1 protein-coding gene is annotated in these 395 nt (G+C 30.6%); it reads right to left on the reverse strand.

Translation table 11 applies throughout. The features are described from left to right. Positions 1-395, reverse strand: a 395-nt coding sequence (locus KGF41_RS20575; RefSeq protein WP_227857144.1) for a hypothetical protein, incomplete at both ends; no start/stop codon positions are given.

Genomic DNA, 395 nt, shown 5'->3' on the forward strand with positions numbered 1-395 from the left:
CATGACCAGTTATACTAGAACCAGGTTTTCCATTTGAACCATATGCAATCCTATATTTTCCCCACATACCATATAATATTAAATCTTCTTTACCTATTACAATATTTTCTTCTTCATCAGATTTTATTACAGGAATTTGAGCTTTTTCTATATTAGAAGTCCAACCTAAAAATTTGTCTTTATCTTCCTCTCCGCCTAATGGATTATTTTCACTATTTTTTAATACAATAACTGTATCACCTTCAACATATCTATTTGCATCAACAGGCACTTCACCTGTTCTATTTAAAGGATATTCTTCTGGTGGGAAATTGGCACTATAAGTAACATATCTATATTTTTTCCAAACTGCATATAAATGTAAGCCATCTGATTGTACATGCTCGTTTTCTATA

The organism is Clostridioides sp. ZZV14-6150 (assembly GCF_020657875.1).
Taxonomy (GTDB): Bacteria; Bacillota; Clostridia; order Peptostreptococcales; family Peptostreptococcaceae; genus Clostridioides.